The sequence below is a fragment of the Streptomyces sp. Root1304 genome, assembly GCF_001426405.1.
In the GTDB taxonomy this organism is placed as follows: Bacteria; Actinomycetota; Actinomycetes; order Streptomycetales; family Streptomycetaceae; genus Streptomyces.
Genome location: NZ_LMEP01000023.1, coordinates 435,707 through 449,701, shown reverse-complemented (window position 1 = coordinate 449,701; position 13,995 = coordinate 435,707). Strand labels below are relative to the sequence as shown.

Annotated in this window: 15 protein-coding genes; 3 read left to right on the top strand and 12 right to left on the bottom strand. The window is 71.3% G+C overall.

From position 1 onward, the window contains the following. Nucleotides 1–142 precede the first annotated feature (142 nt). The 3 genes from ASD33_RS24170 to ASD33_RS24160 are packed head-to-tail and all read right to left on the bottom strand — an operon-like array spanning nt 143 to nt 2,798. Nucleotides 143–973, bottom strand: a complete 831-nt coding sequence (locus ASD33_RS24170) for an ABC transporter permease (RefSeq protein ID WP_056564293.1) — start codon at nt 971–973, stop codon at nt 143–145. Beyond that, complete coding sequence (locus ASD33_RS24165; RefSeq protein WP_079044974.1) at nt 970–1,995, bottom strand: ABC transporter ATP-binding protein; 1,026 nt, start codon at nt 1,993–1,995, stop codon at nt 970–972. The genes ASD33_RS24170 and ASD33_RS24165 overlap by 4 nt, the downstream gene beginning before the upstream one ends. Further along, the gene (locus ASD33_RS24160; RefSeq protein WP_056564290.1) at nt 1,995–2,798 is read right to left on the bottom strand and encodes an ABC transporter permease; all 804 of its coding nucleotides are present in this window, start codon (nt 2,796–2,798) and stop codon (nt 1,995–1,997) included. The genes ASD33_RS24165 and ASD33_RS24160 overlap by 1 nt, the downstream gene beginning before the upstream one ends. A 208-nt stretch (nt 2,799–3,006) precedes the next feature. Between ASD33_RS24160 and ASD33_RS24155 the strand changes: the two genes are divergently transcribed. Further along, nucleotides 3,007–3,888: a winged helix-turn-helix transcriptional regulator gene (locus tag ASD33_RS24155; protein WP_056564287.1), complete on the top strand. Its 882-nt coding sequence runs from the start codon at nt 3,007–3,009 to the stop codon at nt 3,886–3,888. 64 nt (nt 3,889–3,952) lie between these two features. Here ASD33_RS24155 and ASD33_RS24150 read toward each other — a convergent pair whose 3' ends face one another. From ASD33_RS24150 to ASD33_RS36520, 7 genes are all read right to left on the bottom strand, one after another. Further along, nucleotides 3,953–5,086: an FAD-dependent monooxygenase gene (locus tag ASD33_RS24150; protein WP_056564284.1), complete on the bottom strand. Its 1,134-nt coding sequence runs from the start codon at nt 5,084–5,086 to the stop codon at nt 3,953–3,955. A 69-nt stretch (nt 5,087–5,155) separates the two neighbouring features. Continuing rightward, on the bottom strand, nt 5,156–5,722 hold the full coding sequence (locus ASD33_RS24145; RefSeq protein WP_056564280.1) for an ATP/GTP-binding protein: 567 nt from the start codon (nt 5,720–5,722) through the stop codon (nt 5,156–5,158). A gap of 6 nt (nt 5,723–5,728) precedes the next feature. Beyond that, a complete protein-coding gene (locus tag ASD33_RS24140; protein ID WP_242427222.1) occupies nt 5,729–6,145 on the bottom strand; it encodes a DUF742 domain-containing protein in 417 nt (138 codons plus the stop codon). Continuing rightward, entirely contained in the window at nt 6,142–6,579 is a 438-nt protein-coding gene (locus ASD33_RS24135; protein WP_056564277.1) for a roadblock/LC7 domain-containing protein, read from the bottom strand. The genes ASD33_RS24140 and ASD33_RS24135 overlap by 4 nt, the downstream gene beginning before the upstream one ends. Next, nucleotides 6,576–9,524, bottom strand: coding sequence for a nitrate- and nitrite sensing domain-containing protein (locus ASD33_RS24130; protein WP_063992012.1), 2,949 nt, complete (start codon nt 9,522–9,524; stop codon nt 6,576–6,578). The genes ASD33_RS24135 and ASD33_RS24130 overlap by 4 nt, the downstream gene beginning before the upstream one ends. A 523-nt stretch (nt 9,525–10,047) precedes the next feature. Continuing rightward, complete coding sequence (locus tag ASD33_RS35565) at nt 10,048–10,257, bottom strand: hypothetical protein (protein WP_157870076.1); 210 nt, start codon at nt 10,255–10,257, stop codon at nt 10,048–10,050. A gap of 72 nt (nt 10,258–10,329) precedes the next feature. After that, nucleotides 10,330–10,632, bottom strand: a complete 303-nt coding sequence (locus ASD33_RS36520) for a hypothetical protein (RefSeq protein WP_056564276.1) — start codon at nt 10,630–10,632, stop codon at nt 10,330–10,332. Nucleotides 10,633–10,699: 67 nt separating this feature from the next. Between ASD33_RS36520 and ASD33_RS24120 the strand changes: the two genes are divergently transcribed. Next, nucleotides 10,700–11,269, top strand: a complete 570-nt coding sequence (locus ASD33_RS24120) for an SUKH-4 family immunity protein (RefSeq protein ID WP_056564274.1) — start codon at nt 10,700–10,702, stop codon at nt 11,267–11,269. A gap of 125 nt (nt 11,270–11,394) precedes the next feature. Here the strand turns inward: ASD33_RS24120 and ASD33_RS24115 are convergent, their stop codons facing one another. Both ASD33_RS24115 and ASD33_RS24110 read right to left on the bottom strand, forming a co-directional pair. Then, nucleotides 11,395–11,619, bottom strand: a complete 225-nt coding sequence (locus ASD33_RS24115; RefSeq protein WP_056564272.1) for a hypothetical protein — start codon at nt 11,617–11,619, stop codon at nt 11,395–11,397. A gap of 89 nt (nt 11,620–11,708) precedes the next feature. Then, nucleotides 11,709–12,848 carry a PucR family transcriptional regulator gene (locus ASD33_RS24110; RefSeq protein WP_056564270.1) on the bottom strand — a complete coding sequence of 380 codons (1,140 nt, stop codon included), beginning with the start codon at nt 12,846–12,848 and terminating at the stop codon, nt 11,709–11,711. Nucleotides 12,849–12,935: 87 nt separating this feature from the next. Here ASD33_RS24110 and ASD33_RS24105 point away from each other — a divergent pair, with 87 nt between their 5' ends. Next, nucleotides 12,936–13,991 carry a ferredoxin reductase gene (locus ASD33_RS24105; RefSeq protein ID WP_079044973.1) on the top strand — a complete coding sequence of 352 codons (1,056 nt, stop codon included), beginning with the start codon at nt 12,936–12,938 and terminating at the stop codon, nt 13,989–13,991. Nucleotides 13,992–13,995: the final 4 nt, after the last annotated feature.

Sequence of the window (13,995 nt, the reverse complement as noted above, 5' to 3'; positions counted from 1 at the left end):
ACTCTGTGCACCTCGGCAGGTCACCTGCCGAAAACCACGCAGTCACCCGACCCGTGGGCCGCCGGTAATCCGGCCGGCTCCCGTCCGAACTCGAGCGGACGGGACCAAGGCCCACGGGTCGTCCGCGTTCCCGGTCTGTGTCTCACGCCAGGCTCAGTGCGCCCGTCCTGCGGGCCCTGTTCTCACCGACGCGGAGGATCACCGAGGCCGCGGCCAGCAGGAGGGCGCTCAGGGCGCCGAGGCCGAGGAGGGTGGGGGCCAGTTCGGCCGCCGTGCGGTGTTCGAGGAGGGCCCCGCGGACCGCGAGCAGGCTGCCGGTGAGCGGGAAGACCGCGCCGACGACCTGGACGGCTGCCGGGAGCGCGAAGTGCGGGAGCCGGACACCCGACACGAACCACAGCGGCTCGTCGAGGATCGTGTACAGGAAGGCCGAGTCCCGGGAGAACACCAGCAGGCTGTTGAGGAACGCTCCCCACGCCACCGCCGGGACCAGCAGGGCCAGGAGGACGACGCCGTACATCCACCAGGCCGAGACCGAGAGCGTCCCGAAGCCGGTCAGGGCGGCGACGGTGAAGCAGGTGAGCAGCCAGGCGTTCTGCAGGAGTGCGCCGGCGCCGTTGGCGATCATCAGGGTGAGGCGCCCCGCCGGGGAGAGGAAGAGCAGCTCCAGGGTGCCCGTGGTCCGCTCGAAGGACAGGTGCCAGGCGCTCTGGACCAGCGAGAAGAAGAAGGCGTACGCGAGCGTGCCGGTGGCCAGGAAGGCGAGGAGCCGTTCGGGATCGGCGGCGAGCGGCCAGTTCTCGGCGGCCCGGGAGGCCGTGGCGACGGGGCGCAGGGTGTAGTAGGTGGTGGCCAGCTGGAGGACCGGCCAGACCAGCATCGAGAAGACGACGAGCGGCTGGCCGAAGAGCCGCCGGTGCTGCTTGAGCGATTCCGCGGCGAAGACCCGCAGGGCGTGGCGGAGGTGGTTCACCGGTGGTGGCCCCCGCTCCCGGTGAGCGCCGCGGTGCCGGCGGTGACCAGGCCCGCTTCCCCCGTCTCGGCCAGGCGGAGGATCGCGTCCTCCAGGCTGGCCTCGGCGATCTCCAGGCCGCCGATCGAGCCGCCCGCGCCGACGACCGCCGCCGTCAGGGGTCCGGCGATGTCGTCGGGGTGGCGCAGGGTGATGAGTTCGCTGCCGTCGGGGAGGGTCTCGCGGGTGGCGCCGAAGGCCTCGGCGACGGCCCCGGTGCGTTCGGTCGGGTCGGTCACGGTCAGCCGGACCGTGCGGTGGCTGCCGGTCGCGGCCTTCAGCTCGGCCGGGCTGCCCTGGGCGAGGTGGCGGCCGGCGGAGATCACGTACACATGGCGGCAGAGTTCCTCGACCTCGGCCAGGTAGTGGGAGGTGAGCAGGACTCCGGTGCCGTGGTGCGCGGCGAGGTCGGCGACGACGCGGCGCAGGTCGCGGGCGATCGGGGCGTCGAGGCCGAGGGTCGGTTCGTCGAGGAGGAGGTAGTCGGGGCGGTTGATCAGGCCGCGGGCGATGGCGAGTCGCTGGGTCATGCCGCGCGAGTACCGCTCGACCATGGTGTCGGCGGCGTCGGACAGGCCGACGAGGTCGAGGAGTTCGGCGGTCCTGCGGCGCAGTTCGGCCTTCGGGACGTCGTAGAGCTGGCCGAAGTACCAGAGGTTCTCGCGGCCGGTCATACGGGTGTAGACCATGCGTTCGCCGCCGGCGATGAGGTTGATGCGGCGGCGTACGGCGCGGGCGTCCGCGACGGCGTCGAGGCCGTCGACGCGCACGGTGCCGGCGCTGGGGCGCAGGAGGGTGGCGAGGATCTTGATGGTGGTGGTCTTGCCGGCGCCGTTGAGCCCGAGGAGGCCGGTGACACGGCCGCGCGGGATGTCCAGGTCGAGTCCGTCGACCGCGCGCTTGAGGGTGCGGGGGCCGAAGAGGCCCTTCTCGCGTACGGGGAAGTCCTTGCGGAGGCCGCGGACTTCGATCGCCGTGGTCATCAGTACGTCCTTTCGACGGCGCGGGCCTCGGCCCGCGGCAGGTACCTGAGGCCCAGGAGGAGGTAGAGGCAGGTGAGTACGGCGCAGACGGCGAGTCTCGGCAGGAGTTCGGGCAGGGACTGGCCGCCGGTGAAGCTGCCGTGCAGGACGTCCATCGCCGAGGTGGTGGGGAGCAGTTCGGCGAACCACGTGACCGGCTCCGGCAGGTAGTCGCGCGGGAAGGTGAAGCCGCCGACCAGGCCGAGCACGATGAAGACGGTGTTCTGCGAGATGTGGGCCTCGCCCGCCGCGATCATCAGTCCGCCGAGGCCGACGGAGAGCGCGAAGACCGCGCCGACGAGGGCGAGCGCGCCGAGCAGGGCGCCCGGCACGGAGGAGACGGGCACGCTGATGCCGAGGACGGTGACGACCAGGCCCAGGGCGAGGAACTCGACGAGGCTGCTGAGCACCGCGAAGGCCGTGAAGCCGAGCAGATAGGGCAGCCGGCCGGCGGGGGCGATGAGCAGGGCGCCGAGGGTGCCCTGCCGCTGCTCGGTGATGAGGGCCTTGGCGGACCAGAGGATGAGGCGGACGGCGAAGTGGAAGGCGGTCGTGCCGACGACGATGTAGGCGAGGTAGGCGGTGGTGCCGCTGCCGGCGGCGAAGTCCGCGCCGACCTCGCCGCCGCCGATGGCGTGGAAGCCGAAGAAGGCGAGCGCGATGGTGAGCGCGGCGGGCAGGACGGTGCCGACGGCGTACGTCCATGGATAGGCGCGGCGGGTCATCTGCCAGGTGCGCCAGGCGGTTGCCCGGGCTGTGGGCATGAAACGGTTCCTCCCCCGGATCGGTCGAACCACGGGTTCACGGCGGTTCCCGCCCCGGGTTCGAGCGAGTTCCCATCAGGAACTCACAATGAGTTTCTATCGGGAACTCACTCGATGGCGCAAGATGGACCCGTCACACCCGCCCCACCCGCGACCCGTACGACCCCCCGCACGGACACCGAACGAGACCGAACGAAGAGGACACGTCATGGCACGAGCCGTGCCCGACCGCGACGCCGCGTGCGCCGTCGCCCACGCCGCGGCCGTCGTCGGCGACTGGTGGAGCCTGCTGATCGTCCGCGAGACCGCACGGGGACGGCACCGCTTCGACGAGCTCCAGCGCGAGCTGGACATCTCCCGCAAGGTGCTCACCGAGCGGCTGAACCACCTCGTCGACAGCGGCGTGCTCGACAAGGTGCCGTACCAGGAGGGGCCGGTCCGCTTCGAGTACCGGCTCAGCGACGCCGGCCGCGCCCTGCTGCCCGTGCTGGTGTCGATGCAGGACTGGGCCGACCGCTGGCTGCTCGGTGACGGCTCGCTCACCGGTTCCGCGGACGAGCGGAGCGCAGAGGCCCACCGCGTCCACGAGCTGCCCGGCACCCGGCTGCCCCGCCTCGCCCTGCCCGCGCACACGGGCCCCGCGCTCGACCCGGTGGACGCCGGCGCGGGCGCCACGGTCCTGTTCTGCTACCCCGCGACCGCGCGGCCCGGCCCACTGCCGGACGACTGGAACGACATCCCCGGCACCGCGGGGTGCACCCTGGAGAACCGGCTGTTCCGGGAGGCGTACGAACGGTTCACGGCCGCGGGTGTCGCGGTGCGCGGCGTCAGCACGCAACGACCCGCCGAGCAAAGGGCGTTCGCCGAGGCGGAGGACATCCCCTTCCCGCTGCTCTCCGACATGGACAACGGGCTCTCGGCGGCGTTTCGGCTGCCGACCTTCCGCGCGGGCCAGGCCCTCCGGCTGAAGCGCGCGATCCTCGTCGTCGACCGCGAACGGACCGTACGGCACGTGCAGTTCCCGGTGACGGACATCCCGGCCGCCGTGGAGACGGCGTGGCGCGAGGGGTCCGCCACCGCCGCGGGCTGACGCCCGGGAGACACCCCACGAGGGTTCAGCGGGGCCGCGCCGGGGCCGAAACGCCTCGGTGTTCCTAGTAGGGCTTCGCCAGGACGTGCGCGGCGCCCGGGATGCCGACCTCCAGGAGCGCGTCCTCCTCGGCCGTGGTCGGCGCGCCCATCTCCTGCTTGAGGATCGCGCGCGACATCGCCTGCACCCACATCGCACGCGGACGGCGCCGGGCCTCCCAGGCCTCCAGCGCCGCCGGCACGGTGTCCGCCGCGTCCAGGGACTCCGCGAGCACGAGGGCGTCCTCGACGGCCATCGCCGCGCCCTGGGCGAGGTGCGGGGTGGACGCGTGGGCGGCGTCGCCCGCGAGGACCACCCGGCCCACGTGCCAGGGCTCCTCGACGGTCACCTGGGAGATGCGGGAGTAGACGACGGCCGAGGGGTCGGTGACCGCGGCGAGCGCCTCGCCGACCGGGCCGGAGAACATGGCGAGCCGCTTCGCGAGTTCCTCGTGCGCGTGCCCGGGGTCCGGGCGGAAGTCCTCGGCCTCGGCGAACACGGCGCCCAGGTACATGAGTTCGTCCGTGATCGGGGTGAGCAGGGCCTTGGCCTCCTGGCCGGCCGTGGCCATCACGACGCCCTGGACGTCGGGGTGGCGGGGCAGGGTGACCCGCCAGTTGGCGAAGCCGGTGTACTCGGGAGCGTAACGGTCGCCGTAGAGACGGGTGCGCAGCGGCGAGCCGATGCCGTCGAAGCCGACGACGAGGTCCCAGCGGCCGGTGGAGCCGTCGGAGAGCGTCACGGTGACGCCCGTGCCGTCGTCGTCGAGCTCGCTGATCGTCGCGGCGAACCGGACCGTGGCGCCGGCGGCGACGGCGGCGTCACCGAGGACCCTGGCGAGGGCGGGGCGCGGTATGCCGTTGCTCGCCGGAACGTCGTCCATGCGCGGCTGCGGGATGCGGGCGAGGGTGTTCCCCGCCGGGTCGGCGATCGTCAGGGTGTCCCAGGCGAAGCCCGCGTCGACACAGGCGTCGAGCACGCCGATCTCGCGCATGACGTGGAGGGCGTTCGACGGCTGGATGATGCCGACGCCGAGCGCGTCGAGTTCGTCGCGGAGTTCGACGACCTCCACGGTGTGGCCGCGCCGGGCGAGGGCGGTGGCGAGCGCGAGGCCGCCGATGCCTCCGCCGTGGATCAGGACGCGCAGGGGTGATGCCATCTCGGATGTCTCCAGAACGTGACGGTGAAGGGGAGGGTGCGGGGGACGGAGGGGCGGGGGCCGGGTCGGTCAGGCCGGCGCCGGGAGCCTCATCAGGTGGTCGACCAGGGCCAGGAGCACGTCCTTGTCGAAGGAGCGCTGCCGGACGTCGCCGATGAGGAGCGGGACGTGCGGGTCGAGGTCGAGCGCGGTCCTGATCTCCTCGGCCGAGCGGGTGTTGTGGCCGTCGAAGCAGTTGATGGCGACCACGAAGGGGATCGCCCGGCTCTCGAAGAAGTCGATGGACGCGAAGCTGGTGTCGAGGCGCCGGGTGTCGGCGATGACGACGCCGCCGAGGGCGCCGTTGACCAGGTCGTTCCACATGAACCAGAAGCGTTCCTGGCCGGGCGTGCCGAAGAGGTACACGACGAGTTCGTCGCTGACCGTGATGCGCCCGAAGTCCAGGGCGACGGTCGTCGTCTCCTTGGCTCCGACACCGGCCAGGTCGTCCACGCCGACGCTGGCGGTGGTGAGGTACTCCTCGGTGCGCAGCGGTGCGACCTCGCTGACCGCGCCGACCAGGGTGGTCTTGCCGACGCCGAATCCGCCGGCGACGAGGATCTTGACGGCGGCAGGGGCCGCCTGGGTGCTGATCATGGGGTTTCAGAGTCTCCGGAGTCCGTCACGGACGGCGGCCAGCAGGCCGCCGTCGGCGCCCCCCGCCGCCCGCGCCACGACGAGTGGCGCCCGAGCGGACAGCAGGCGCTGGCCGACGAGGTCGGCCAGCAGGATCTTGGTCACCGACACGGGAAGGTCGAGACCCGCCGCGACCTCCGCGACCGCGGCGGGCCGGCGGCAGAGTTCGAGGATCAGCCGGTGTTCCGGCTGGAGGCGCGCCGGGCGCAGCGGCCTGCCGCGCTCGTCGAGGGGCTGCTCCACCGTCGTGAGGACCGTGATGAGGGTGAAGTCGTCCCGCTCGGGGGCGGTCCGGCCGCGGGTGATGGTGTACGGGCGCACCATCGTGCCCGAGCCGTCCTCCTCGGCGTCATCGGCGTACTCGTACTCCCAGCCGGTGTTCACACGCCCTGCCCGGCCCCGGTGCCGAAGGCGTCGAACTCGGAGCGCACGGGGGTGCCGAGCTTCTGGCCGACCTGCTGGACGAGGTTGTGCATGGCGAGCGACATGACCTCGGCGTCCACCTCCTGCGAGGCGACGACGGCCAGGTGGGTGCCCTGCCCCGCCGAGATGATGAAGAGCCAGAGGTCGGCCAGCTCCACGATCACCTGGTGGACCACGCCGCCGTGGAAGAGCTGTCCGACACCACGGGCGAGGCTCTGCTGACCGGTACAGATCGCGGCGAGGCGCTCGGCGTCGGCCCGGTCGATGGTCCGCGAGTGGCTGACGACCAGGCCGTCGTCGGAGAGCAGGACGGCGTTGCGGGTCTCGGCCACGGAGTCCACCAGGCCGTCGAGCAGCCAGTCCAGGTCCTGGTGGGTGGCGGTTGTGCGAGTCATGACCGTTCTTCTTCTCTCGTGGTGTGGGTGGGTGCGGAGGGCTCGGGCGCGGATCCGGGTGCCGGGAGCTGACCCGTGTCCTGGTCCGTGGGCGTACGGGTGGCGCGCGACCGGCGCTGGAAGGCCCCGATCGTGGCGCTCGCGCGGCGCGGGACGGGCCTGAGCAGCGGGTCGTCCTGCCAGTTCAGGGGCGGTGCCGGGGTGGCCGCGGGAGCGGGGGTGGGAGCGATGCGGAGCTCGTCCACCAGGCTCGCCTGGCGCACCCGGCGCGGAAGCGGCGCCTCCTGGGCCGGCGGATGCTGCTCGGGTGCCCCGTAGGGGTGGTTCCCGGCGTACGTGGGGGGCGTGGGCGGCGCGTACACCGGCACGCCCTGTGAGCCGTACGGCGAGCCGGGCTGCGGGCCGGGCTGCGGGCCGGGCTGCGGGCCGTGCTGCTGGCCGAGCGGAGCACCCGGCTGGGCACCGAACTGCGCACCGGGCTGACCGGTGTGCGACGGGCCCTGCGGTACGGCCTGCGGCGAGGGTGCGGCGTGGCGCGGCGCGGGCCGCGACGACGGGAAGGGCTGCGGCACGGAAGGCTGCTCCGGGGACGGGTGGGACCGGGGCTGGGACTGGGCCTGGGGCGGGAACTGCGCCAGTGGCTGGTGCTGAACCTGGGACGCGGGCGGCGCCGGCGGCTGGACCTCGGCCTGGTTCCCGGCCTCGGCCGGCACCTGGCTCTGGTTCTGGTCCTGGGGCTGGGTCTGCCGGTAGGGCCTGTTCAGGGCCGTCACATCGGCCAGCGCCCGTCCCTGTACGCGGGTGGGGAGGGCGCCGTCCTCCGTGCCCACGGACTGCGTGGGCAGCAGCGGCGTGATCACGGGAGCGGGTTCGGGCGTGGGCCCGGGCGTGTTCATGGGCATCGGCTCGGGCACCGGCTGTCCGGGCAGCGGGGTGACGACCGCCCGGTGACCGGATGCCGGCACCGAGGCCTCGTCGGGGACGGCCACCGGGCCGACGCCGGCCGTGTGACCGGCTCCGGATCCGGTTTCCGCTCCGGGTCCCGTGACCACGTACTCCTGGGGCACCAGGACGACGACCCGGGTGCCCCCGTAGGCCGAGGTCCGGAACTCGATCCGCAGCCCGTACTGGTGCGCGAGCCGCGCGACGACGTGCAGTCCGAGCCGGATGTCGTCACCGTGGGCGAGCAGGTCCATCCGGGGCGGCCGGACCATCAGGTCGTTGGCCTCGGCCAGCTGCTCCGCGTCCATGCCCAGGCCGCGGTCCTCGACCTCGATGGCCAGTCCGTGGCTGACCTGCGCCACCCTGATCTCGACGGGGCTGGGCGGGCGGGAGAAGACGAGCGCGTTCTCGGCCAGTTCGGCGAGGACGTGCGCGACGGGTCCGACGGCACGCGCCGCGAGCCAGGGGCTGCCGTCGCGGTCCACCACGACACGGCGGTAGTCCTGCACCTCACCCTGGGCGGAGCGCAGCACGTCGAGCAGCGGGACCGGCTTGCGCCAGCGCCGGTGCGGTGCGCCGCCCGCGAGGATCACGAGGTTCTCCTCGTAGCGGCGCAGGCGCGCGGTGAGATGGTCGAGGTCGAAGAGGCCGTCGAGGATCTCGGGGTCCTCGTGCCGGCGCTCCAGCTCGTCCAGCTTCTTGAGCTGCTGCCCGATGAGCTGCTGGGTGCGGCGGGCGATGCGCTGGAGGAGCCGTTCGAAGCCGCGGTGCTGGTCGGCCTGCCGGACGGCGGCCTCGATGGCGCTGGTGCGGGCGAGGTTGAACGCCTCGCCGAGGCGGGTCAGTTCGTCGGACGCGCGGTCGCCCGCGTCCTGCCGGACGACCTGCGCCTCGGCCTCGATGTCGATGCGTTCGCCCCTGCCGAGCCGTTCGACGACGTCGGGCAGGGCCTTCTCCAGGGCTTCGGCCTGCTCCTGGAGCCGGCCGATGCGCAGGCGCAGGGTGCGGGTGAGGCGCCAGGTGGTCCAGATGACGGCGATGACGGCGAGCAGGCCGATGATCGTGGTGAGCGCCATCCGGGTGAGCAGCGAGACGACGCTGCCCTTGCCCTCCTCGACGACGAGGGCGGTGCGGTGCTGGAGGAGCTTCTCGATCTCGGGCGTGAGGGAGTCCATGGCGCCGCGCCAGCGCTGCGCCCCCGCGGGGAGGGCGACCGAGCCGTCCTCCGTCGGAGCTGTCGGGCGCAGGACGGTGTTCTCGATGTCCGTCTTGGTCTTCCACGCGGGGCTCTCGACGATCGCGCTCCACATGGCCTTCTCCTCGGCCGGGAGGAGGGGTACGACGTGGGTGGAGGACAGGAACGTCTGGCCGGAGACCGCCTGCCGGAACTCCATGAGTTCCTCGGGGCTCAGCTTCCGGTCGCGCCAGCCGCGGGCGAGGAGGGCGTCCGAGCGGGACACCATCTCCTTGACCCAGAAGAGGTCGACGAGGGGCTGCGAGAGGGTGGTGATGCGGCCGTTGTCGACCCGGCTGAGCGCGGCGAAGAGTTCGAGGTCGACGGCGATCAGGTCGGTGTAGTAGTCGTACACGGCCTTCTGCTGGTCGCCGTCGCCCCCGTCCACGAGGGAGCGCTGCACCGGCAGCTGTCCGATCGCCTCGCGTGCGGTGGCGACGGCGGCCAGGACCTCGGCGGGGGCGTCGCCCTCGCCGACGTCGGACAGCTCGCGGAACCGTTCGGCCGCCTCGTCGGTCCGTACCCGCTGCCTGGCCAGCGCGTCGGCGGCGCCGGGGGTGCGGGCGAGGACCTCGGCGCTGAGCCGCCGCTCCTCCTGGAGGCTGAAGTACACGAGGTTGGAGGGCTGGCCGGCCTTCTCGGCCAACAGTCCTTGGCCCGCCTGCCTTTGGAAGTCGAGGAAGGTCTGGCCGCTGGTGACGCCCCAGAGGGCGACCAGTGCGATGCCGGGGACGAAGGCGAGGATGAGCAGGGCGGTCCCCAGCGACATCGCTGATGTCGTACGGGTCCGCCGTGACGCGCGCGTGCGCAGGGCATGCTCCTTGGGGTGGAGCAGTCTGACGACTACTCAGGTACTCGGGTGCTCGTGCTCGAAGAGTCGGTGATCGGGCGTGGAGGCACTCGGCCGACGTCGATGTCCTGACAGATGCCACGCCCCAACGCGTGCATATTAATCACGCCTTGATTACACGTGGTCCCCGGGTCCACCACAAGCGATCACGAGTCGACCCACTTCGACGCATGTTCACTCGCCCGTCATGCGCTCGACGGCACAGTTCCCCCCACGTTCCGGCACGTCACACACGGTCCGCCCCGCGCGATCACAGTCGATCCCGCGCGATCACCGCCCATCGGGGGCACGGCCGCCACCTCATACCCATGCACTCACCCTCATCCCCACTCCACGGATTACCTGCGTTTGCACTTATGGCGCGCATGCAAGTGGCGGAGGCGGTGGCTGTCTGTACGGGGCGGGGACCTGCCGGGCCCCGCGGTGCTGGACAGGTGTCACGTCACCCGATGGCGAGCTTGTTCTTCCAGCCCACGCCGTCGCTGTTGCCGACGACCTCGACTCCGCTGCCCGTCATCTCCCCGCGGCTGCCGGCGTAGAAGCGCACCGCTCGGTCCACCCGCAGGGTCCAGATGTCGGGGATGCCGTCGCCGTTGGCGTCCGGGGTGCCGTTTGCCCAGACACAACCTTCTGCAACACGCTTTAGGGTCACCTCGACGAAGATCGATCCGGGTAGCACGGCCCTGTCCCGGGCAACAGAGATCGCACGCTACGCCAAACAGGACTACACCGGTTCCAACTTCGCCGCCGGTCGGTACATCGCCCCCAAGACCGGCAAAGAGATGATCCTCGTCGGCGACAGCGAAGGCCCCACTCCGAACGCACCCTCGGCTACCCACTGCTCAGGCATGGCAAGGAGGCAAACCTCGCCGCCGTCTGCACCGAGCGCAAGCCATGCCAGCTCTCCCTCAAGTGCGACCAGTGGATAGACCTCCACTTCAAATCGAAGAACCCTGACCTGGAAGTCACACACGCCAACACCTACGACCAGTCGGAGAAGAACCTCTACAAGCGCGACAAGGAGCATCGCGACTACATGTCAGACTTGGAGAAACGCCACAAATCCCAAGGCCACCCATAGGAAAGGCTGAACCGTGCTGATCGACGTCCAGGCCGGCCAGGTTCTGAGCACGTTCGGGCTCACCGGCGTCACCTACTTCCCCCGCCCCACCAGCAGCCACATGCACCCCGGCACAGCCCGGTTCCTGGCCACCGTGGGGCTGCCGTCGAGCAACCTGTTCTCCACCAAGCTCGACCTCGACTCCCCCGACCAGCTCGAGTGCCAGCCCTCCTTGAAGGCCGCCTTCGATGCCGACGGCGCCGTCCTCCCCGAGGGAGCCGAGCAGTGGGAGAGCCTCGGGGAGTTCCAATACGCCACCGTCGCCCTCGATCCCCAGACCGGCCAGATCTACTCGTTCGCCGAAGGCGAGGAGTTCTACGTCCCCATGCACCAGGACGTCTCCTCGCTCGTCCACACCCTCACCGTGGCCGAGGCCGGTCTCGCCGAACTCAAGAAGCTCCCCCGCAACGACGACCAAGCACGCGCCGAAGCAGTTGAGAATCTCCGCGAGAGCATCACCCAGGTCGACCAAACACCGTTTGCCAGCGAAGACGGCGAATGGAGCAGATTCTTCGAGGAGATCTCCCTCGGCATGTGGGGCTGACGCGCGCGCTGACAGACCGCTGCCCTTCCGGTGTGATCAGCACCAGAAGCTGCACGGGGCACAGGTGATCGGGAAAGGGGTGGTGACCGGAAATCGGTCACCACCCCTTCGACGTGCTCAGCCTGTCACCATGCGGTGGTCAGCTCCTTCGCGGTGCGGTGGTCGGCGGGGTCGGGGGCGAGGCACGCGGTGATGGCGTCTTCGAACTCGGAGAACGGCCACAGCCAGACGTCGCGCAGCGCTGTGATGGTGCCCTTGGCGATGACTGCCGGCTTCTCCAGCCGGTCGAGGCCGTCGTCGTAGGCGTCGGGGCGGTGGCCGGTCCGGCAACAGAACAGGGAGGCACCCAAGGCTCCAGATGTCAGCGGCGCGGCGGACATCGACGGCGACGGCGCGGGCGGTGCCGGTGAGCAGCAGGGCAATCTGGTCGACGTACGTGTCAGCTGACCCGAGAACCGAGCGCGATCGTCAGTTCAAGGACCCGGTGTGGCGATGCGAGATCCGGAAACAGCTCCCGCAGCTGCGTCATCCGGTATCGGACTGTCTGGGGATGGACGAACAACGCCGCCGCCACCTCGTCCCGCCTGCCTTGGTGCAGCAGCCACTCCCGCAGCGTCTCCTCCAGCCGCCGTGCGGTCGCGGCAGGCAAGGTCCGCAACGGTGCGAGGGCTCGGGCACGCAGGTCTGAGAACGCGTCCATATCGGCACTCAGCACCAGCTCGGGTAGGTGGTCCTCGGTGTCGCGGATATCGCTGGAGAGGGAGCGTGCGCGTACGGCTCGTGCGTACGAGGCGGACGCACGAGTCCATGGGCGGGCCGGGCCTACCACGACGGTGCGGTCGGTGAGCTGCCGCAAGAGATGTGATCGGTCGGCATCGGGGACGAGCAGCACACCGGTGGCGCCTGGCAGATCGTCGAGGACGAGGGTGCTCGGGTCGAGCGCGCGGTAGGCAGGCCGGGTCTGGGCGGCGGGCAGCAGGACGGCGGTCAGCGAAAGCGGGGGCTGCCACCCGGCCTGTTGAGCAGAGGCCAGAAGCACGTCCGGGCTCGCGCCGGCGAGGAGGTCGCGGGCCAGGTGTTCCAGGTGGCGCTCGTGGGCTCTGCCCCGGGCGGCCAGTTCGTCGGCGTGGCCCGCGGCGCTCGCAGCGGAGAGCTCGTCGATGTAGGCGAAGGTCAGCTCGGCGAACTTGGCGACCTGGGCGGCGGGCAGACCTGCGGGTACGGCACCGGCTGCCAGGCATCGCCAGGCCACGCGGGCGCCGACGCGGTAGGCGCTGAGCAGGGCGTCCATCGAACGGCCGTCGCGGACCTCGCCACGGCCCAGCTCGTAGGCTGCGTCACCGGCGTCGCCGCCTGTGGCGTTCCCGCTCGCGAGGTCCAGGTAGTGCCCCAGGGCGGTGCGGACGGCTCGGCGGATGGTGGCGCCCATGTGGCCCGAGAGGGCGTTGGCGTAGGGAGGGACCTCGTCGATGATCGCCTGGACGACCTCGTTGGCGGTGGTCTTCAGCGCGGCCCGGAGTGCGGTGACCGTCGTCTCGTCCAGGGCCAGTTCGCTGGCCCTCCGAATTGCATGGCTCACGGTTTTGTTCCCTGCGAACAATTCAGTCGATTAATTTTACGTCTTGCGGTCAGGACTTTACGCCTTGAGGCGCATCAAGCTGGAGTCATGACGAGTGCAGCCCTCCGCAGCAGGGCGTGGAAGCTGTTGGAGATGGCGACGACGCCGCTGCTGCCGTCGGACTATCTCGACCTGGTCAGCCCGCTGCGTGCGGGTGCTGACCTGCGTGGGCGTATCGAGGCCGTCCAGCCCGAGACGGGTGACGCCGCGACTGTCGTGATCAGGCCGGGGCGGGGCTGGCGCGGCCACACAGCCGGTCAGTACGTGCGGCTCGGGGTCGACGTCGACGGGGTGCGCCTGTGGCGTGCCTACTCCCTCACCTCACCGACGAACCGCCAGGACGGCCGCGTCACGATCACCGTGAAGGCGATCCCGGGCGGCAAGGTCAGCAACCACCTGGTCCGCAGGGCGAAACCGGGCACGCTGATCCAGCTCGACCAGCCGACTGGTGACTTCGTGCTGCCGCAGGTCAAGCCCGCCAAGGTGCTCTGCCTGACGGCCGGCAGCGGCATCACTCCCGTGATGGGCATGCTGCGCGACACCGAGTTCGACGACGTCGTCATGGTCCACTGCGCGCCACAGCCGCAAGATGTGATCTTCCGCAAGGAACTGCACGACCTGGTCGCGGCCGGGAAGCTGCGGCTCACCGAGGTGCACACCGACACGGACGGCATGCTCGACATCGCCCGGCTCGACGAACTCGTGCCCGACTGGGCCGAGCGCGAGACCTGGGCGTGCGGGCCCGCGGGCCTGCTCGACGCCGCCGAAGAGCACTGGAGCGGGCACGGCGTACCAGAGCGCCTGCACACCGAACGCTTCCGCCCCGGCATCGTCGTCGCGGGCGACGGCGGCGAGGTCACATTCAGCGCCAGCGGCAAGACCATAGACGCGGATGGCGCCACGCCGTTGCTGGACGTCGGCGAGGAGGCCGGCGTGCTCATGCCGTCCGGGTGCCGCATGGGCATCTGCTTCGGCTGCGTCACGCCGCTCAAAGCCGGCGCCGTCCGCGACCTGCGCACCGGCGAGATCACCGAGGCCGAGCCGGGCGTCCTCATCCAGACCTGCGTGTCCGCCGCGGCGGGCCCCTGCGACATCGAACGGTAGGAGC

Bases quoted from the DNA above. Each gene is read 5' to 3' on its own strand.
- ASD33_RS24165 (WP_079044974.1), bottom strand. From the start codon at position 1,995: ATGACCACGGCGATCGAAGTCCGCGGCCTCCGCAAGGACTTCCCCGTA.
- ASD33_RS24160 (WP_056564290.1), bottom strand. From the start codon at position 2,798: ATGCCCACAGCCCGGGCAACCGCCTGGCGCACCTGGCAGATGACCCGC.
- ASD33_RS24155 (WP_056564287.1), top strand. From the start codon at position 3,007: ATGGCACGAGCCGTGCCCGACCGCGACGCCGCGTGCGCCGTCGCCCAC.
- ASD33_RS24150 (WP_056564284.1), bottom strand. From the start codon at position 5,086: ATGGCATCACCCCTGCGCGTCCTGATCCACGGCGGAGGCATCGGCGGC.
- ASD33_RS24145 (WP_056564280.1), bottom strand. From the start codon at position 5,722: ATGATCAGCACCCAGGCGGCCCCTGCCGCCGTCAAGATCCTCGTCGCC.
- ASD33_RS24135 (WP_056564277.1), bottom strand. From the start codon at position 6,579: ATGACTCGCACAACCGCCACCCACCAGGACCTGGACTGGCTGCTCGAC.
- ASD33_RS24130 (WP_063992012.1), bottom strand. From the start codon at position 9,524: ATGTCGCTGGGGACCGCCCTGCTCATCCTCGCCTTCGTCCCCGGCATC.
- ASD33_RS36520 (WP_056564276.1), bottom strand. From the start codon at position 10,632: ATGCTCCTTGTCGCGCTTGTAGAGGTTCTTCTCCGACTGGTCGTAGGT.
- ASD33_RS24105 (WP_079044973.1), top strand. From the start codon at position 12,936: ATGACGAGTGCAGCCCTCCGCAGCAGGGCGTGGAAGCTGTTGGAGATG.